The sequence below is a fragment of the Streptomyces chrestomyceticus JCM 4735 genome, from assembly GCF_003865135.1.
GTDB classification, from domain to species: domain Bacteria; phylum Actinomycetota; class Actinomycetes; order Streptomycetales; family Streptomycetaceae; genus Streptomyces; species Streptomyces chrestomyceticus.
Genome location: NZ_BHZC01000001.1, coordinates 7,026,956 through 7,045,350, shown reverse-complemented (window position 1 = coordinate 7,045,350; position 18,395 = coordinate 7,026,956). Strand labels below are relative to the sequence as shown.

Annotated in this window: 16 protein-coding genes; 6 read left to right on the top strand and 10 right to left on the bottom strand. The window is 71.1% G+C overall.

Features of this window, described 5'->3' with window-relative positions:
* Positions 1–31: 31 nt before the first annotated feature.
* Together EJG53_RS30885 and EJG53_RS30880 are read right to left on the bottom strand one after the other, a co-directional pair.
* Entirely contained in the window at positions 32–643 is a 612-nt protein-coding gene (locus EJG53_RS30885) for a sigma-70 family RNA polymerase sigma factor (RefSeq protein ID WP_125047646.1), read from the bottom strand.
* Between the two features lie 403 nt (positions 644–1,046).
* Positions 1,047–1,742, bottom strand: a complete 696-nt coding sequence (locus EJG53_RS30880; RefSeq protein WP_125047645.1) for an alpha/beta fold hydrolase — start codon at positions 1,740–1,742, stop codon at positions 1,047–1,049.
* A 65-nt stretch (positions 1,743–1,807) separates the two neighbouring features.
* Here EJG53_RS30880 and EJG53_RS30875 point away from each other — a divergent pair, with 65 nt between their 5' ends.
* Positions 1,808–2,302, top strand: coding sequence for a GNAT family N-acetyltransferase (locus tag EJG53_RS30875; protein ID WP_125047644.1), 495 nt, complete (start codon positions 1,808–1,810; stop codon positions 2,300–2,302).
* A 64-nt stretch (positions 2,303–2,366) separates the two neighbouring features.
* On the opposite strand, the gene EJG53_RS30870 is transcribed toward EJG53_RS30875, so the two are convergent.
* The 3 genes from EJG53_RS30870 to EJG53_RS30860 all read right to left on the bottom strand — a co-directional run bounded on the left by EJG53_RS30870 (position 2,367) and on the right by EJG53_RS30860 (position 4,606).
* Positions 2,367–3,134: an MBL fold metallo-hydrolase gene (locus tag EJG53_RS30870; RefSeq protein ID WP_125047643.1), complete on the bottom strand. Its 768-nt coding sequence runs from the start codon at positions 3,132–3,134 to the stop codon at positions 2,367–2,369.
* A 92-nt stretch (positions 3,135–3,226) separates the two neighbouring features.
* Positions 3,227–3,730, bottom strand: coding sequence for a hypothetical protein (locus EJG53_RS42885; RefSeq protein ID WP_244955412.1), 504 nt, complete (start codon positions 3,728–3,730; stop codon positions 3,227–3,229).
* Positions 3,731–4,345: 615 nt separating this feature from the next.
* Positions 4,346–4,606 (bottom strand): hypothetical protein, encoded by a 261-nt coding sequence (locus tag EJG53_RS30860; protein WP_244955411.1) that lies wholly within the window; start codon positions 4,604–4,606, stop codon positions 4,346–4,348.
* Between the two features lie 145 nt (positions 4,607–4,751).
* Here EJG53_RS30860 and EJG53_RS30855 point away from each other — a divergent pair, with 145 nt between their 5' ends.
* The gene (locus EJG53_RS30855; RefSeq protein WP_125047642.1) at positions 4,752–5,243 is read left to right on the top strand and encodes a PPOX class F420-dependent oxidoreductase; all 492 of its coding nucleotides are present in this window, start codon (positions 4,752–4,754) and stop codon (positions 5,241–5,243) included.
* 87 nt (positions 5,244–5,330) lie between these two features.
* Here the strand turns inward: EJG53_RS30855 and EJG53_RS30850 are convergent, their stop codons facing one another.
* Positions 5,331–6,059 (bottom strand): SDR family NAD(P)-dependent oxidoreductase, encoded by a 729-nt coding sequence (locus EJG53_RS30850; RefSeq protein ID WP_125047640.1) that lies wholly within the window; start codon positions 6,057–6,059, stop codon positions 5,331–5,333.
* An 81-nt stretch (positions 6,060–6,140) separates the two neighbouring features.
* Between EJG53_RS30850 and EJG53_RS30845 the strand changes: the two genes are divergently transcribed.
* Complete coding sequence (locus EJG53_RS30845) at positions 6,141–6,680, top strand: MarR family winged helix-turn-helix transcriptional regulator (RefSeq protein WP_125047638.1); 540 nt, start codon at positions 6,141–6,143, stop codon at positions 6,678–6,680.
* 270 nt (positions 6,681–6,950) lie between these two features.
* Entirely contained in the window at positions 6,951–7,919 is a 969-nt protein-coding gene (locus tag EJG53_RS30840; RefSeq protein ID WP_244955410.1) for a serine hydrolase, read from the top strand.
* 105 nt (positions 7,920–8,024) lie between these two features.
* Here the strand turns inward: EJG53_RS30840 and EJG53_RS30835 are convergent, their stop codons facing one another.
* The 3 genes from EJG53_RS30835 to EJG53_RS30825 all read right to left on the bottom strand — a co-directional run bounded on the left by EJG53_RS30835 (position 8,025) and on the right by EJG53_RS30825 (position 15,151).
* Positions 8,025–9,485, bottom strand: a complete 1,461-nt coding sequence (locus EJG53_RS30835; protein ID WP_125047636.1) for a glutamate synthase subunit beta — start codon at positions 9,483–9,485, stop codon at positions 8,025–8,027.
* On the bottom strand, positions 9,478–14,109 hold the full coding sequence (gltB, locus tag EJG53_RS30830; RefSeq protein WP_125047635.1) for a glutamate synthase large subunit: 4,632 nt from the start codon (positions 14,107–14,109) through the stop codon (positions 9,478–9,480). The genes EJG53_RS30835 and gltB overlap by 8 nt, the downstream gene beginning before the upstream one ends.
* 310 nt (positions 14,110–14,419) lie before the next feature.
* Entirely contained in the window at positions 14,420–15,151 is a 732-nt protein-coding gene (locus EJG53_RS30825) for a VIT1/CCC1 transporter family protein (RefSeq protein WP_125049705.1), read from the bottom strand.
* A gap of 333 nt (positions 15,152–15,484) precedes the next feature.
* Here EJG53_RS30825 and EJG53_RS30820 point away from each other — a divergent pair, with 333 nt between their 5' ends.
* Together EJG53_RS30820 and EJG53_RS30815 are read left to right on the top strand one after the other, a co-directional pair.
* Positions 15,485–16,423: an aminoglycoside phosphotransferase family protein gene (locus EJG53_RS30820; RefSeq protein ID WP_125047633.1), complete on the top strand. Its 939-nt coding sequence runs from the start codon at positions 15,485–15,487 to the stop codon at positions 16,421–16,423.
* A 319-nt stretch (positions 16,424–16,742) separates the two neighbouring features.
* On the top strand, positions 16,743–17,096 hold the full coding sequence (locus EJG53_RS30815; protein ID WP_125047631.1) for a beta/gamma crystallin domain-containing protein: 354 nt from the start codon (positions 16,743–16,745) through the stop codon (positions 17,094–17,096).
* A gap of 218 nt (positions 17,097–17,314) precedes the next feature.
* Here EJG53_RS30815 and lgt read toward each other — a convergent pair whose 3' ends face one another.
* Positions 17,315–18,316 carry a prolipoprotein diacylglyceryl transferase gene (lgt, locus tag EJG53_RS30810; RefSeq protein WP_125047629.1) on the bottom strand — a complete coding sequence of 334 codons (1,002 nt, stop codon included), beginning with the start codon at positions 18,314–18,316 and terminating at the stop codon, positions 17,315–17,317.
* Between the last annotated feature and the right edge of the window lie 79 nt (positions 18,317–18,395).

Here is an 18,395-nt window from a genome sequence, read left to right as displayed (position 1 = left end):
GCTCCCGGCGGCGCTGTCCGGCCCGGGCCGCTCATCCGCGGTCCCGGGCGTCGGGCGCGGCGGCCCGCCGCAGGCGGTGCATCGCGTGGTGCAGCCGGGACTTGACCGTGCCGGGCGGTATGCCCAGCGCGTGCGCCGTGTCGGGTCCGGAACAGCCGAGCAGGTATGTGTACACCAGAACCTCTCGATGGGGGCGGGACAGTTGGGCGAGCAACTCGACGACGTGCGTCCGCTCCACGACGCGCGCGACCTCGTCCGCCGGGCCGGCCGTCTCCGGCGGCAGTCCGGTCGGGACGGCCGGCCGGGCGCGGTCGCGCCGGCTCCAGTCGATCACGACGTTGCGGGCGACCCTGAACAGCCAGGGCAGACCGGGTTCCCACCCGGCCTCGTGCCGGGCGCTCCCCGCACGGGAGAGGTCGCTCTCCAGCCAGGCACGCAGCAGCGTCTCCTGGACGACGTCCTCCGCACGCTGCGAGTCGGCGGGCAGCAGGCCGGTGACGTACCGTAACAGCGTTTGACGGTACGACAGTACGAGGGCCGTGACGCGCTCCTCGGTGAGCGGCCGGGCAGGCGGCGGGAAGACCGGAGCGGGGCGTTCCGGCGCGGCGGCGGGGCCCCGGGCCGGTATCGCCGGTTCGGTCATCGCTGTGCTGCCTCAGGGGATTTCGGGTCGCCGGTCCGCGGGCCGACCGGGGCGGGTGGTTGCTACTACCACGGACCACACCCTAATCAGCCGTCGCGGACCGCGGCAAAGCGCCCCGGGCGCGGACCGGCGCCCGCCGCCGCATCCAGCCACCCCTTGGTGGTACAAGATTGAACATCAGGTGCCAAAACCGGCAGCGGAGTGCCGCCGGGGGCGGAGCCGGGTGCCTACGGGGCAGGTCCGGATGCCCTTCTGGGCAGGTCCGGACGCCTTCTGGGCAGGTCCGGACGCCATCTGGGCAGGTCCGGACGCCATCTGGGCAGATCCGGCTGCCAACAGGAGAAGCCAGGCCGCCACAGGAGGAAGCCCGGCCGCCCTCGGGACAGACCCGGCTGCCGCTCGCTCAGATCCACCCGTCCAGCGATTTCATGAAACCGTCGAAATCGTCCCGGTGGATGGTGTGCCCGGCGCCCTCGACCGTACGGACCTCGAAGCCGCGCGCCGCCACCCGCTCCTTGTCCGCCTCCGAGAACAGGAAGCCCTCCCCCGCCACCTGCACCAGGGAGGGGACCACCGGCCGCTCCGGTATGCGCTCCCGGAGGTCGTTGCCGGACAGGGCCAGGGCCGTGTCCGGGTCCCACACCTCGATCGTCGCCATCTCGATCTCCACGTCGGCCTCCTCCCAGCGCGGGTTGAAGCTCCGGATCATCTGGTGGGTGGCGCGCTTGAACTCGACGAACAGCGCGGGGTCCATCGGGCGCTCGGTGTTGCCGAGGGTCCAGGCCGGGTCCGAGTAGACGGCGCGCCGCGGGCGCAGCCGTTCCGCGGCCAGCGACAGCGCCACCGCGCCGAGCGAGTGCCCGAGGGCCACCTCCACGCCCGAGGGCAGGGTCTCCACCAGGTCGTCCGCGAACAGCTCGTCGCTGTACGGGCCGCGCGGGCTGGCGCCGTGGCCGCGCAGGTCGACGGCGATGACGCGGTAGCCGCGCGCGGCCAGCGCGGGGCCCACCCGGCGCCAGGTCCGGTGGTCCGACATGATGCCGTGGACCAGCACCGCGACCCGGTCGCCGGTACCCCACTCCTGGGTGTGCAACTGCATGGACAAGCCTTTCCGTTCCGTTCCGCGCCACGGTCGGGCAGCGCGCCGGACCCTATTCTCACCTCATGAGCCATCCGCCTTTCGTACCTGCCGACTTCGTCGTCCCCAGAGAACTGACCACCGGCCGCTTCCGGCTGGAACCGCTCGCTCCGGACCACAACGCCGCCGACCACGCCGCCTGGACCAGCAGCATCACGCACATCAGGGCGACCCCCGGGTACGCCGGCCGCGGCTGGCCGCCCGAGGCCGGGATGACCCTGGAGGAGAACCTCGGCGACCTGCGGGAGCACGCCCAGGACTTCGAGGGGCGTACGGGCTTCACGTACTCCGTCATCGGGATACCGGACGCCGAGGTGGTCGGGTGCGTGTACATCTACCCCGTAGAGGACGGGCATGGTGATACCCGGACGGAAGCGATCGAAATCCCGGACGCCACGGTCCGCTCCTGGGTACGGGCCGACCGCGCCGAGCTGGACCTGCCCCTGTACGAGGCGGTACGGGACTGGCTGGCCGCGGACTGGCCGTTCAGGACGGTCGCCTACGCAGCCCGGCAGGCGTGACGGGGCACCGGTGACCGTACGCCCGTGACCTCGCGCCCGCGGCCCCGCACTTGCGCCGTCCGGCTCACAGCCAGTCGGTCTCGGGCGTGGCCGCGGCCAGAGCGCGCGCCGCGCCCGTACGGACCGGAATGCCGTGCGGTACGCACAGCGTGTCCACACCGGGCAGCGCGGCCAGCCGCCGGAAGGACGCGACGGCCACCTCGCGGTCGACGTTGAAGGGGCCGAGGACGACCCGGCCGCCGTCCGGCCCCGTCCCTATGAGGTCGCCGGTGAACAGCACGCCGGCGGCAGGCAGATGCAGCGCCGTACTGCCCGGTGTGTGGCCGGGGACGTGGAGGACGTGGGCGGGCCCGGGCCAGCCGTCGAGGATGTCGCCGTCGTGGAGCTCGACATCCACCCGTACGTGCTTCAGCGGCGGCGTGCCCGCCTCCGCCATGCCCGACTGGACCTGTTCGAGCAGGGGCGCCTCGGCGGCGGTGAGCACCGGCGGCGGCTCGGGCGCGGTACCGGAGACGGCCGGGGCGTCCGCCGCGCCCGCCAGGACGCGGGCGCCGGTGGCGGCCACCAGGTCGGCGGCCGATCCCATGTGGTCGACGTGGGAGTGGGTCAGCACGATCTGCCGCAGCGCGTCCGGCTTCCCGGCGAGCCGGTGCACCGCCTCCAGGATCGCGGGGGCGGAGCCCGGGACGCCGGTGTCGACGGCCGCGAAACCGCCGTCGGACAGCCGTACGAGGTAGACGTGGCCCACCGGGAACGGCAACTGCCAGACATCGGGGACGATCGGGACGGGGCCGGTGTCGGGAGACGCGGAAGACGCGGGGGACGGAGTCATGGTCCGGACGCTAGCGGGCAGCCCTCACGAAGCCACCCGCTTTGTGCCCAGGGCGGATTGAGCGGACGGCGAACCTCGTCCCCGAACGGGACCTACCCCTGCCCCCGGAAGGCCGGCAGCGCGAAGACCCGCTCCTTGGCCGGCTCGTCCATGATCTCCACCAGTGGCAGCACCGCGTCCCACAGATCCTGCTTCTCGACCTCCAGCACCATCGCGTCCAGCTCCGCGTCCGGCAGCGCCCCCGCCGTGTCCGCCACCACCTTGCGCGACTCCGGCGGCAACTCCGCGACCAGCGGCAGGAACTCCGCCCAGAGCCCCGTCGCGACGACCGCCCGGACGACCGTGCCGAGGACCTCGGCGTCGCGCAGCGACGGCAGGGCGGCGACCGCGCGCCGGTCCTCCCCGGACAACAGGGCCACCAGCGGCAGCAGCGACTCCCACAGCCCCTGCTCGTGCGCGGTACGGACCAGCCCGTCCAGCCGTACGGGGTCCTGGCGGGCGGCGAGCGTGGCCACCCGCGCGCGCCGTTCCGGCCCGGCCAGTCCGGCCACGGCCAGCGCCTCGGGCCACAGGCCGTTGCCGGCCGCGGCCACCACCGAGGCCAGCCGTTCCTCCCCATCAGCTCCAGGATGGCGTCCAGACGTTCCGGCATGTCGATGAAGAACCCGACGCGCAGCACCACTTCGTCGTCGATGAGCTGGAGAATGCGCTCCAGGGCCCGGTCGCGCAGATGGCCGACGAAGCGTCCCATCGTCAGGTGGTCGCCGCGCTCGGCGAGGGCGACGGCGATACGGACCACGAGGTCCTCGTCCAGCCGGTCGACGACCCCGGCGATCCGGCGGGGGTCCAGGTGGCCGCAGGACTCGGCAGTGAAGGCGACCGGCAGCCTCTCGATGATGTCGGCGGCGCGGCCGGGGTCCAGCCGCCCGGCCACGGAGGCGGCCAGCCGCGGCCCGAGCGCCTTCTGCGAGATCGCGGCGGCGGCCCCGGCCGGTACGAGCTTGGTGGCGGCGGCGATCCGGTCGAGCATGTCCGGCACGTCGTCGAAGAGCGTGTCGACGGTACGGGCGCGGAGCTGCCGTACGTCCTCGGCGGGCAGCCCGTGCAGGAACTCCAGTTGCTCCGGCAGGACATCGAGCAACTGGGCGATCTTCTGTGCCTCGGCGCGGTTGCTGAGCGTGTCCATGGGGGTCACCGTTCGGTCGGCCGAGTCAGCGGAACAGGATGCGGCGCACGGGGCCGCGGGCGAGGGCGGGCACCAGCTTCAGGGCCTCTTCGGCCGCGTCGTTGAGGCCCGCGGCGCGGCTCTCCTTACGGGTGCGCAACGCGCGCGTCAGTACGCCGAGTTGTTCGGGCGCGGCAGCGGCGAGGCCGGGCGGCGCCGGGGCGCCGAGCGCTTCGGTCAGGGCGCGGAACGCCTCGCTGTCCCCACCCGCGCCGGTCCGTGCGTCGGTGCTCGAACCTGTACCCACCAGTCCTCCCGAGGTGCGGCTACGACGGTTGCCCAGCAGCGTCGTTCCCGGCTGACTTTTAGTCAATAGTGCGGAAGCGGCAGACCGAGCCCGCTCCCGGAACGTCGCTCCCTTCGAGCGGACTCCACGCCCTAGGCTCACCCGTATGAGTCCTTCCATCGCCACCACCACCCGCGTGGACCTCGACGGCCTGCTGGAGTTCGTACGCCCCCGCCACCGCGCGGTCCTGCTCACCCGGCGCTCCGACGGCACGCCCCAGGCATCGCCGCTGACCTGCGGCGTCGACGACTCCGGGCGGCTGGTGATGGCCACGTACCCGGAGCGCGCCAAGGTGCGCAACGCCCGCCGGGCGCCCTCGGTGAGCGTGCTCGTGCTGTCCGACGAGTGGAACGGGCCCTGGGTGCAGATCGACGGCGAGGCGGAAATCCTGGACGCGCCGGACTCGGTCGAGCCGCTGGTCGCGTACTACCGCAGCGTCGCGGGCGAGCACCCGGACTGGCACGAGTACCGCGCCGCGATGATCACACAGGGCAAGTCGCTGATCCGGGTGACGCCGCTGCGGTGGGGGCCGATCGCCACGGGCGGCTTCCCGGCCCGCCTCGTCGAGGAGGAGGACCGGGACGGGGAGACGAGCTGACGTCCATCGGCCTCCCGCCCCCTCGCCCTTCCCCTCGGCGCCCCCACCCCCTCACCCTCACCCTCGGCGACCCTCGTGGCCGTCGCCTCAGCGCGTCTTGTCGGCGCCCCCGTTCACATTCAGCACCTGCCCCGTGATGTGCCGCGCTCCCTCGGACGCCAGGAACGCGACCGCCGCCGCGACGTCCTCCGGGCGCCCGGCCCGGCCGGTGGCCGTGGCGTCCACCAGCCACGCCCGCCGCTCGTCGGAGAGCTGGTCCCGGAAGAATTCGGTGTCCTCGATGTAGCCGGGCGAGACGACGTTGGCGGTGATGCCGCGCGGGCCGAGCGTGTTCGCCAGGTCGAGGTTCCAGGTGGTGAGCCCCGCCTTGGCCGCGCCGTACGCGCCCAGGGAACCCGCTCCCCGGGACGCCGCGATCGAGCCGATGTGCACCACGGCCCCGCCCTCGGCGAGCCGGCCCTCGACGGCCTTGGTGGTGAGCACCGCGGTGAGCAGATTGGCGTCGAGGTTGGCGCGGAAGGCCCGCGCGTACGAGGAGAGGTCGTCGCCCGGCGCGTCGTCCAGGTCGGTGTTGCCGCCGGCGTTGTTGACCAGGACGTCGATCCGCTCGGGCAGTTCGTCCAGGAGACGGGTCAGCGCGGCGGGGTCGGTGTGGTCGCAGACGACCGCGCGGGCGCCGGTCTCCTCGGCGGCCTTCTCCAGGGGTGCGGGACGGCGGCCGGTGACGACGACCGCGTCGCCCTGCGCGGCGAAGTGCCGGGCGACGGCCAGGCCGATGCCGGTGGCGCCGCCGGTGACCAGGATGGTGCGTGACATAAGCTGACTCCCGACGTCGTTCGTTCAGGTCTAAATTCAGACCTGAATTTAGACCTGAACGTAACATCCGCAGGAGGGCCCATGGCAAGCGCGGACGCCCCGTACCCGGTCCAGCAGATCGCCGACGCCTGGGAACGCGAGCGCCCCGGCATGCCCGTCTCGTCCATCCCGATCGTCACGCCCCTGTGGCAGTTGGCCAAGCTGCTGGGCGACGACCGGCGCCGGGTACTGGCCCGCGCCGGGGTGGACACCGCCACCCTGGACCTGCTGAGCGTGCTGCGCCGCGCCGGCGCCCCGTACACCCTCAGCACCCGCGAACTCGCGGCCCGCTCCATGGTGACGGCCGGCGCGATCTCCCAGCGCGTCGCCCGCGCCGAGCGCGAGGGGCTGGTCGCCCGCCACCCGGGCGAGGGCCGCCTCCGTACGGTGCTGGTGGAGCTGACCCCGGCCGGACACACACTCGTCGAAGAGACCGTGGACCAGGTACTCCACCGGGAGACCGAACTGGTCAGCGGCCTGAAGCCGGACCAGCAGGAACAGCTCGCGGGCCTCCTGAAACTGCTCCTCCAGGACGTCCAGTCGCGTCTGGGCGACGACCGGATCACACAGGTCGGGGAATAGCACCCGCCGTTGCGCGAGCGTCCGCATGACTCCCACGGCGGCCGGTAAGCGGCCACTGCGGCGTTATTTCCACCATTGACACAGAAACGTTCATGCTGGATGCTCCAGCGGCGTGAATTGCGCTTCACCGACGCGCACGTACGCAGCACCGGGCAGCCTGCGCCGGGGCAACGACCGCATTTCCCAGGCAACGCCCCGGCAGCACCCCTGACGCAATACCTCCTTTCCCCGCCCTGTCGATGAACACGAGCAGAAAGACGAAGGAACACTTTGCGCCATCGAATACGCACCCTGGATTCCACCCGGCGGCGTTTCTCCGCCGTGACGGTGCTCACCGCCACCCTGTCCTCACTCCTCGCCGCCACGGCCCCGGCAACGGCCGCCGAGACGACCGGAGCGCAGCCGACGCTCCCGAAGGTGACCTGCACCTCCGCCAAGGCCGGGCTCGCCGACCGGCTCTCGAAGGATCTCGGCCAGGTGCTGGGTGCGCACACTTCCGGCCATACCTCGTTCGCCCTCTACGACCGCACGAGCGACACCCGGTGCGCGTACGACGCGGAGCGGCAGTACGACTCGGCGAGTGTCGTGAAGGTCGTGGTGCTGGGCACCCTCTTGCGGCAGGCCCAGGAAGAACAGCGCGCTCTGACCGCGGACGAGAAAAAGCTCGCGGAAAAGATGATTACGACGTCGGACAACGACGCCACCACCACACTGTGGAAGCGGGCCGGCCTCGGGCGGATAAACAGCTTCCTGCGGCTCGCCGGAATGCACAACACCGTTCCGGACACGGAAGGGTACTGGGGCCTGACCCAGATCAACGCCGCCGATCAGCTCACCCTGCTGCGGCTCCTCACCTCCGAGAACTCCGTGCTCGACGGCGCCTCCCGCGCCTACGCCCTGGATCTCATGAGCCGGGTGGTGCCCGAGCAGCGCTGGGGCGTGCCCGCCGGCGCTCCGGCCGGGGCGAAGGTGCACGTCAAGAACGGCTGGCTGCAACGGAGCAGCGGCGGCTGGCGGGTGCACAGCGTCGGCGCGGTCACCGGTGGAGGGCATGACTACGGGATGGTCGTCCTGACCGCGGACCATCCGGGCATGGACGCCGGTGTCCGCACGATCGAAGACCTGGCCCGCACCCTGCACAAGAACCTCAACGGCACGGCGCGCCCGGTCCGGGAGGCCCGTGCCAGGGTGCTCCCCCACACGTCGGACGGCTCGCTGGTGCCCGAAAGCGGACGGTGATCCGGCACGGCATGGATCGCGGCGCCTGCCCTCCGGTCGGGGAGGGAGGCAGGCGCCGCGGGTGTTCCGCACGTCGTTGTACGGGACATCTGTGAGCCGGGGCCGCTACACGGTCAGTGCGCGGTCCGTCGGCTTGACGGGGGCGGGCAGCGCGCTGGCGCCCGCGAGGTAGCGGTCCACACCGCGGGCCGCCGAGCGGCCCTCGGCGATGGCCCAGACGATCAGCGACTGGCCGCGACCGGCGTCACCGGCAACGTACACGCCGGGGACGTTGGTCGCGAAGTCGGCGTCGCGGGCGATGTTGCCGCGCGCGTCCAGCTCCAGTCCGAACTGTGAGACCAGCCCGTTCTCCTGGTCGGTGCCGGTGAAGCCCATGGCCAGGGTGACCAACTGCGCGGGGATCTTCCGCTCGGTGCCCGGCTTCGGCTCCGGACGGCCGTCCTTGAACTCCACCTCGACCAGGTGCAGCCACTGGACGTTGCCGTCCTCGTCGCCCTCGAAGTGGGTGGTGGAGACGGAGTACAGCCGCTCGCCGCCCTCCTCGTGCGCGGAGGTGACCTTGTAGAGCATCGGGAAGGTCGGCCAGGGCTGGTCCGGGTTCCGCTCGTCGCCCGGCTTGCCCATGATCTCCAGTTGGGTGACGGACTTCGCGCCCTGGCGGTGTGCCGTGCCGACGCAGTCCGCGCCGGTGTCGCCGCCGCCGATGACCACGACGTGCTTGCCCTCGGCGGTGATCGGGGAGACGGTCAGGTCGCCCTCCTGCACCTTGTTGGCGAGCGGCAGGTACTCCATCGCGAAGTGGACGCCGTTCAGCTCGCGCCCGGGGACCTTCAGGTCGCGGGAGGTGGTGGCACCGGCGGCGATCACGACGGCGTCGTAGCGCTTGCGCAGCTTGGCGGCGTCGATGTCCCGGCCGATCTCCACCTCTGTACGAAACTTGGTGCCTTCCGCCCGCATCTGTTCGATCCGGCGGTTGATGTGGCGCTTCTCCATCTTGAACTCGGGGATGCCGTAGCGGAGCAGGCCCCCGATACGGTCCGCGCGCTCGTAGACGGCGACGGTGTGGCCCGCCCGGGTCAACTGCTGGGCGGCGGCCAGGCCGGCCGGGCCCGAGCCGATGACGGCGACCGTCTTGCCGGACAGCCGCTCCGGGGGCTGCGGGGTGACGTCCCCGCTGTCCCACGCCTTGTCGATGATGGTGACCTCGACGTTCTTGATGGTCACCGGCGGCTGGTTGATGCCCAGCACACACGCCGACTCGCAGGGGGCCGGGCACAGGCGACCGGTGAACTCCGGGAAGTTGTTGGTCGCGTGCAGCCGCTCGCTGGCGGCCGTCCAGTCCTCGCGGTAGGCGTAGTCGTTCCACTCGGGGATGAGGTTTCCGAGCGGACAGCCGTTGTGGCAGAAGGGGATGCCGCAGTCCATGCAGCGCCCGGCCTGCTTGCTGATGATCGGCAGCAGCGAGCCGGGGACGTAGACCTCGTTCCAGTCCCGGACGCGCTCCTCGACGGGGCGGGTCTTGGCGACCTCGCGGCCGGTGGTCAGGAAGCCCTTGGGGTCAGCCATTGATCGCCGCCTCCATCATCTTCTCGTGGGTCTCGGACTCGGAGAGCCCGGCTCGCTCGGCGGCGTCCTTGGCGGCGAGCACTGCCTGGTAGGTGGCCGGAATGACCTTGCTGAAGCGGGGCAGCGCGGCGTCCCAGTCGGCGAGCAGCTTCGCGGCGACGGTGGAGCCGGTCTCCTCCTGGTGGCGGCGCACGACGTCGTGCAGCCACTGCCGGTCGGTGGCGTCCAGCTCGGTGGAGACGGCGGCGGTCAGCTCACGGTTGACGTTGGCCGGGTCCAGGTCGATCACGTACGCGATACCACCGGACATACCGGCCGCGAAGTTGCGCCCGGTCTCGCCCAGGATGACGGCGTGACCGCCCGTCATGTACTCGCAGCCGTGGTCGCCGACGCCCTCGGACACCACCGTGGCGCCGGAGTTGCGGACGCAGAACCGCTCGCCGACACGGCCGCGCAGGAACAGTTCGCCGCCGGTGGCCCCGTAGGCGAGGGTGTTGCCCGCGATGGTCGAGTACTCGGCCAGGTGGTCGGCGCCGCGGTCCGGGCGGACCACGATCCGGCCGCCGGACAGGCCCTTGCCGACGTAGTCGTTGGCGTCGCCCTCCAGCCGCAGCGTGACGCCGGGCGGCAGGAACGCGCCGAAGGACTGGCCGGCCGAGCCGGTGAAGGTGATGTCGATCGTGTCGTCGGGCAGGCCCTGGCCGCCGAACTTCTTGGTCACCTCGTGGCCGAGCATGGTGCCGACGGTCCGGTTGATGTTCCGGATCGCGACCTGCGCCCGTACGGGCTGCGCGGCCTCGGCGGTGTCCGCGGACAGCGCGTCGACGGACAGCTTGATCAGCTCGTTGTCGAGCGCCTTCTCCAGGCCGTGGTCCTGGACGGTGACCTGGTGGCGTACGGCGCCCTCGGGCAGCTCGGGCACGTGCAGCAGCGGGGCCAGGTCCAGGCCCTGCGCCTTCCAGTGCTTGACGGCCTTGGAGGTGTCGAGCAGTCCGGCGTGGCCGACCGCCTCCTCCAGCGAGCGGAAGCCCAGCTCGGCGAGGATCTCGCGGACCTCCTCCGCGATGAACTCGAAGAAGTTGACGACGTACTCGGCCTTGCCGCTGAACCGCTCGCGCAGCGTCGGGTTCTGGGTGGCGATGCCGACCGGGCAGGTGTCCAGGTGGCAGACGCGCATCATGACGCAGCCGGAGACCACCAGCGGCGCGGTCGCGAAACCGTACTCCTCGGCGCCCAGCAGGGCGGCGACGACCACGTCGCGGCCGGTCTTGAGCTGGCCGTCGGTCTGCACCACGATCCGGTCGCGCAACCCGTTGAGCAGCAGCGTCTGCTGCGTCTCGGCCAGGCCCAGCTCCCAGGGGCCGCCCGCGTGCTTCAGGGAGGTCAGCGGTGAGGCGCCCGTACCGCCGTCGTGGCCGGAGATGAGGACGACGTCCGCGTGCGCCTTGGAGACGCCCGCCGCGACCGTGCCGACGCCGACCTCGGAGACCAGCTTCACGTGGATGCGGGCCTGCGGGTTGGCGTTCTTCAGGTCGTGGATGAGCTGGGCGAGGTCCTCGATGGAGTAGATGTCGTGGTGCGGCGGCGGGGAGATCAGGCCGACGCCGGGCGTGGAGTGCCGCGTCTTGGCGACCCACGGGTAGACCTTGTGGCCGGGGAGCTGGCCGCCCTCGCCGGGCTTGGCGCCCTGCGCCATCTTGATCTGGATGTCGTCGGAGTTGACCAGGTATTCGCTGGTCACGCCGAACCGGCCGGAGGCGACCTGCTTGATCGAGGAGCGGCGCGCCGGGTCGTACAGGCGCTCCGGGTCCTCGCCGCCCTCGCCGGTGTTGGACTTGCCGCCCAACTGGTTCATGGCGATGGCGAGGGTCTCGTGCGCCTCCTGGGAGATGGAGCCGTACGACATCGCGCCGGTGGAGAAGCGCTTGACGATCTCCGAGGCGGGCTCGACCTCCTCCAGCGGCACCGAGGGACGGTCGGACTTGAAGGAGAACAGGCCGCGCAGCGTCATCAGGCGCTCGGACTGCTCGTTCACCCGCTCCGTGTACTGCTTGAAGATGTCGTAGCGGCGCGAGCGGGTGGAGTGCTGGAGGCGGAAGACCGTGTCCGGGTCGAACAGGTGCGGCTCGCCCTCGCGGCGCCACTGGTACTCGCCGCCGATGTCCAGCGCGCGGTGGGTGGCGGCGATGCCGGTGGCCGGGTACGCCTTGGCGTGCCGCGCCGCGACCTCCTTGGCGATCACGTCGAGGCCGGCGCCGCCGATCTTCGTGGTGGTGCCGTGGAAGTACGCGTCCACGAAGCCCTGGTCCAGGCCGACGGCCTCGAAGACCTGCGCGCCCCGGTAGGAGGCGACGGTGGAGATGCCCATCTTGGACATCACCTTCAGGACGCCCTTGCCGAGCGCCTTGATCAGATTCCTGATCGCGGGCTCGGGGTCGGTGTCCTTCGGCAGGAACGTACCGGCGCGGACCAGGTCCTCGACGGACTCCATGGCCAGGTACGGGTTGACGGCGGCGGCTCCGTACCCGATGAGCAGCGCGACGTGGTGCACCTCGCGCACGTCACCGGCCTCGACGAGCAGACCGACCTGGGTGCGCTGCTTGGTGCCGATGAGGTGGTGGTGCACCGCGGCGGTCAGCAGCAGGGACGGGATCGGGGCGTGCTCGGCGTCCGAGTGCCGGTCGGAGAGCACGATCAGGCGGGCGCCGTCCTCGATGGCGGCGTCGGCCTCGGCGCAGATCCGGGCGATCCGGGCGGCCAGTGCCTCGCCACCGCCGGAGACCCGGTACAGACCGGACAGGGTGACAGCCTTCATGCCCGGCATGTCGCCGTCGGCGTTGATGTGGATGAGCTTGGCCAGCTCATCGTTGTCGATCACCGGGAAGGGCAGCATGACGCTGCGACAGGAGGCCGCGGTCGGCTCCAGCAGGTTGCCCTGCGGGCCGAGCGAGGAGATCAGCGAGGTGACCAGTTCCTCGCGGATGGCGTCCAGCGGCGGGTTGGTGACCTGCGCGAACAACTGGGTGAAGTAGTCGAACAGCAGCCGCGGGCGCTCGGAGAGGGCGGCGATCGGCGAGTCCGTACCCATCGAGCCGATGGGCTCGGCGCCGGTCTTGGCCATCGGCGCCAGGATGACGCGCAGCTCCTCCTCCGTGTAGCCGAAGGTCTGCTGACGGCGGGTGACCGAGGCGTGGGTGTGCACGATGTGCTCGCGCTCGGGCAGGTCGGCCAGCTCGATCAGGCCCGCGTCCAGCCACTCCTGGTACGGGTGCTCGGCGGCGAGCTGCGCCTTGATCTCGTCGTCCTCGATGATGCGGTGCTCGGCGGTGTCCACCAGGAACATCCGGCCGGGCTGCAGCCGGCCCTTGCGCACGACCTTGGCCGGGTCGATGTCCAGGACGCCGACCTCGGAGGAGAGCACCACCAGGCCGTCGTCGGTGACCCAGTAGCGGCCGGGGCGCAGGCCGTTGCGGTCCAGGACCGCGCCGACCTGGGTGCCGTCGGTGAAGGTGACGCAGGCCGGGCCGTCCCAGGGCTCCATCATCGTGGAGTGGTACGCGTAGAAGGCCCGTCGCGCCGGGTCCATGGAGGTGCTGTTCTCCCACGCCTCCGGGACCATCATGAGCACCGAGTGCGGCAGCGAGCGGCCGCCGAGGTGCAGCAGTTCCAGGACCTCGTCGAAGGAGGCGGAGTCGGAGGCGTCCGGCGTGCAGACCGGGAACAGGCGCTCCAGGTTGGAGCTGTCTCCGGTGGCGTCCGCGAAGAGCTTGCTGGCGAGCTGGGACTCGCGGGCCCGCATCCAGTTCCGGTTGCCCTGGACGGTGTTGATCTCACCGTTGTGGGCGACGAAGCGGTACGGGTGGGCCAGCGGCCAGCTCGGGAAGGTGTTCGTGGAGAAGCGGGAGTGCACCAGCGCGATCGCGGTGGCGAAGCGGCGGTCGGACAGATCCGGGAAGAACGGCTCCAGTTGCCCGGTCGTCAGCATGCCCTTGTAGACGATCGTGCGCGCCGACAGGGACGGGAAGTAGACGCCCGCCTCGCGCTCGGAGCGCTTGCGCAGCACGAACGCCTTGCGGTCCAGGGCGAGGCCGGTGTCCTTGCCGTGCTTGTCGGCCACGAACAACTGGGAGAAGGCGGGCATCGTGGCACGGGCGCCGTTGCCGAGGAGCTGCGGGGCCACCGGGACGACCCGCCAGCCGAGGACGTCCAGGCCCTCTTCGGACGCGATCGTCTCGATGCGTGAGACGGCGGCCGCGGCGTCCTCGGCCACGGACGGCAGGAAGGCGATGCCCACCGCGTACGCGCCGGCGTCGGGCAGCGTGAAGGTGACACTCTCGCGCAGGAAGGCGTCCGGAACCTGGAGGAGGATGCCGGCACCGTCGCCCGAGTCGGGCTCGGAGCCGGTCGCGCCGCGGTGCTCAAGGTTGCGCAGGACGGTGAGGGCCTGTTCGACCAGGGCGTGGCTGGGCTCGCCGGTGAGGGTCGCCACGAAGCCGACACCGCAGGCGTCGCGCTCGTTACGGGGGTCGTACATACCCTGCGGGGCGGGGCGCCCGTCCATGGGCGACCAGGGGGCGGCGCTGGCGCTGCCGGTGGTCGCGGAGTGCGTGGACGCGGAACGCATCGGCTCTCCCAACGTCGTCGTGGCATGTTCAGTGCCGAGGGACGACGTTGGCCCTCCGCGAAATTTCGTGCAGGTTACAGGATGGCTCGCTTCTCGAAAAGCGGATAGAGCCTTCCAGAATGCGGACACCACTCGTGGCGGGGACCGGGGGCGCGGGCGGACGGATCGGCCTCCACCGGCGTCGTGTGCGTCGTTTTCGAGCAGGCGACATTGCCCGCAACGCTTGGGCCTTATGCCCGGCCCTTCACGCGACCAAACCGCCCGGTAACACTTTAGTTATACGGGGGTCCGCATACTGCTGCGCGAAGGGTCAGCCTACGGCCGTACCGAACAGTGCGCCCAGGACGTACGTCACACCCGCCGCCGCGCCGCCGAGGGCGAGCTGCCGCAGACCGCTGAACCACCAGGACCGCGCCGTCACCCGCGCGACGACGGCTCCGCACCCGAAGAGCCCCACCAGCGCCAGCAGCACCGCGGGCCACAACTGGGAGGCGCCCAGCAGGTACGGCAGGACGGGCAGCAGGGCGCCCAGCGCGAAGGAGCCGAAGGACGAGACGGCGGCGACGGCGGGTGAGGGCAGGTCGGACGGGTCGATGCCCAGCTCCTCGCGGGCATGGATCTCCAGCGCCTGCTCCGAGTCCTTCGACAGTTGCCGGGCCACCTCACGGGCCAGCTCCGGCTCCACGCCGCGCGACTCGTACAGCGCGGCCAGCTCCTCCAGCTCGTCCTTGGGGTGCTTGCGCAGCTCCCGCCGCTCCACGTCCAGTTCGGCGAGGACCAGCTCCCGCTGGGAGGCCACCGAGGTGTACTCGCCGGCCGCCATGGAGAACGCGCCCGCGGCCAGGCCCGCGAGGCCGGTGATGATGATGGTCTGCTGGGAGACCGCGCCGCCGGCGACGCCGGTCATCAGGGCGAGGTTGGAGACCAGTCCGTCCATCGCGCCGAAGACGGCGGGGCGCAGCCAGCCGCCGTTCACGTCGCGGTGGGTGTGGTTGTCGCGGTGGGCTATGTGCGTGGGCGCCGAAGCGTCCATGACATCCATGACAGACATATGGGGACCCGTTCCCTTCTCGCGAGGTGTGGGCCGATGCCGGCGCTTCCCCCTCCAACACCTCGAAGCTATGCGCCGCACACCCCGCCGCGCTAGCAAGGAAGGCCGAACTTACTGCGCTGACCTGCGGGTTTACGGGAGGCCCAGGCGACGGTGAGGTGTGGATCACACCGGGCGGCACGGCGGGGTGCGGGAAACCGCAGACGATGCTGCGGGAAACCGCAATGCGGCGGGGAGGTCCGGCGCGGGATGCTGAACGCAGATTCACCGACGGTGTATGGGCTGCCGGTGTACGGACTGACGACGCATGAGAGGGGCGGGGACATGAGCGGACGGCATCAACTGGCTGCGGGGGTCGCGGTGCGAGAGTTGGCCGAGGTCGCGCCGGAGGTCCGGCAGCGACTCGTCGTCCGGTTCGGGGGCGCAGTACGCGCCTGGTGCGACGCCCTGCCGGAGCTCGTCGGCACCCTTACCGCCCGCTGGCGCCTGGAGCTTGTCGAGGCGAACGGCGGCGGCACCTCGCGGGTGTTCCGCTGCCTGCGCCGTGACACCGGCACCTCGGCCTGGCTCAAGCTCACCCCGGAGCCCGCCCTCGCCCACGAGGAGGCCGCAGCCCTGACCGCCTGGGCGGGGACACCGTCGGTCGTCACGCTGCTGGCGCAGGACGCCGAAGCCGGTGCCCTGCTGCTTGAGGACGTGGAGCCGGGGGTGCCGGCGAGACGGCTGGACTGGCGGTTGCCGGAAGTCGCGGCGCTGCTGCGGGATCTGCGGACTCCCGCTCCAGTGCCGGAACGCCCCCCGACGGTGCAACCTCTGGCGCGGCGGGTCGACTTCCTCTTCCGGCTGACGAGCCGCAGGCTTGCGGCGTCCGGCACCAGCGGCCTGCTCGGTCCGGCGGTGCTCGGCCGGGCTCGGGGGGCGGCCCTGGAGCTCGCCTCCGACGGGCCCCGGACGTTGGTGCACGGTGATCTTCACCCGGGCAATGTGCTGTCAGGTCCGGGCTCCCGCATGGTGGCCATCGATCCGCGACCCGCCTGGGGCGACCCCGACTTCGACGCGGTGGACTGGGTGCTGGACGGCGTCACGACGCCCGCCGCGCTGGAAGAGCGGGTCGGAGAACTGGCCGTCCTGGTGCCCGGCCAGTCCCCCGACCGCGTACTGGGCTGGTGCCGGTCCCTGGGCGTCCTCAACGCGGCCCTCGGGATCTGCGCACGGCGGGACGACGCGAAGACGCGGTTCCTCATAGCCCTGGCAGGCGGCTGAACCACCCGGGACCGGCCCGGAGTGGCCCGCAGTGGCCCGGAGCAGGGCTTTTACGACGGCAGCCACGTTGGCTGACACTAAGGTTCGAAGCCGACAACTCATATGACATAGCGCCGATCCGGACAATCGGGGGCGTATTCCAGCCGGGGGCCCTGAAGAAGATTGCCATGTACAGGAGATTTACAGGATCGTCTTTTTTGTCAGGACGAGACGATCTGATGACCGCGGTTCCGGGTCGTTCAGATATTCGTTCGGCACGCCGCGATGTGCGTCGGTCGCCGCGTGCCCTCCGGTTCGACATTCGAATTGAGGAGAAGTCATGCTGTCCAAGACGAAAAGGGTCGGGCGTTCCGTGGCCGTGGCGTTCGCCGCGGCTGCCCTGTTCACCGTGACCATGCCGACCGGCAACGCATTCGCCATCAACAAGGTCGAGTGCCGCGGCGGGGAGAGCTTCCTGAAGATCTGGTCGCACAGCGGTAACAGCCAGAGCGTGGACTGCTACGCCAACCGCGGGCGGATGAGCTTCGGCAACTGGTGGGTCGACAGGATCTACACGGGCAACAACGACCTGATCTACTACGACGCCAACGGTGATTCGGTGCGGGTCAACCGGTGGACTGACATTTCCTACCCCAACCGTCCGCCGAAGGTGAAGGACATCGAAATTCTGTGACCGGCAGCGCGGTGACCGGCCGCTACCGGGAATGGGGATATCCCCTGGCTGCCCATTTCTGATCCGGCCGCATTCCGGGCGGGAAATACATTCCCGTGACGCGTGACGCGCATACCGTCGGAAACGGCGGAGGCCGCCCCGACCCTGCTGGGTCCGGGCGGCCTCTGTCGGCCTTCGGCGTGTGCCACGCGGTGCGACGCCGTGCGTAAGGACTGGCGTCAGGAATCCTTGCCGCTGCGGCTCCCGGACCCGGCGTCCTTCGTCAGCTTCGCGGCACCGTCGGCCACGCTCTCCTTGCCGCTGCCCGCGGCCTTGGGCGCTCCCTTGAGCGTCTTGGGTGCCGCCTTGGTGGTCTCGGCGCCGGACTTCCCCGCCCCGGTGTCGTCCGCAGCCGCGTCCAGCGCGCCCGGCTCGACGACCTCCTCGCGGCCCGGGATCTTCTTCGCGGAGACCACGATGTAGACGACGGACACGACGAGGCCGATGAGCGCGGTCCAGACGTTCAGGCGCAGGCCCAGGATGTGGTGGGCCTCGTCGACCCGCATGTACTCGATCCAGGCGCGGCCGGCGCAGTAGGACGCCACGTACAGCGCGAACGCCCGGCCGTGGCCCAGCTTGAAGCGCTTGTCCGCCCAGATGACGAGCAGCGCGACGCCGATGCACCACAGCGACTCGTACAGGAACGTCGGGTGGTAGGTGCCGCCGACCCGGCCGATGGACGGGTCGTCGCTGATCTTCAGCGCCCACGGGAGGTCGGTGGCACGGCCGTAGAGCTCCTGGTTGAACCAGTTGCCCCAGCGGCCGATCGCCTGGCCCAGGGCGAGGCCGGGCGCCAGCGCGTCCATGTAGGCGGGCAGCGGGATGCCGCGGCGGCGGCAGCCGATCCAGGCGCCCACCGCGCCGAGCGCGACGGCGCCCCAGATCCCGAGGCCGCCCTCCCAGACCTTGAAGGCGTTGAGGGGGTGACCGCCCTCGCCGAAGTACGGCTCGTACGTCGTGATGACGTGGTAGAGGCGGCCTCCGACGAGCCCGAAGGGCACGGCCCACACGGCGATGTCCGCGACGGTTCCGGAGCGGCCGCCGCGCTGGATCCAGCGCTTGTTGCCGAGCCAGACGCCGATGAAGACGCCGATGATGATGCAGAAGGCGTACCCGCGCAGCGGAATCGGGCCGAGGTGTACGACGCCCGTCGACGGGCTGGGAATGAATGCGAGGTCCATGGCAGGGACGACGCTACCGCGCCAGGTGGGCGCCGCGACAACCCACCCGGCTACGGCTGTGTAACGACCGTCACTGCCG